The organism is Rugamonas fusca (assembly GCF_014042365.1).
Taxonomy (GTDB): Bacteria; Pseudomonadota; Gammaproteobacteria; order Burkholderiales; family Burkholderiaceae_D; genus Rugamonas; species Rugamonas fusca.
Genome location: NZ_JACEZS010000092.1, coordinates 1 through 273 on the forward strand (window position 1 = coordinate 1; position 273 = coordinate 273).

The window sequence follows — 273 nt, forward strand, 5'->3', positions numbered from 1 at the left end:
GGCTGATGTCGTACATCATCTTGTTGTAGCCGTAGGTCTGCGAGAAGTCGGCGTTCCATTCGCCGATCTGGCCGCGGTGGCCGATGGTGGCGTACTGGTCGTCGATCTTGCCGTTGATGAACGGGACGAAGCCGTTCGGGTACATGGCCGCCGAGTTGCGCGACGGGATATCGTCCGAGCCCACGCCGCCACGGGCCCAGGCGGCGCTCGATGCGTCACGCGACTGGGCGCCGGCCGTGAAGTACAGCTTGCCGGCCGGGGTCGGCAGGTCGC

The 273-nt window shown here is 66.7% G+C and carries 1 pseudogene; it reads right to left on the minus strand.

What is annotated here, in order from left to right:
* A pseudogene (locus H3H36_RS27940) lies at window positions 1–273 on the minus strand (TonB-dependent receptor); the annotation flags it as partial.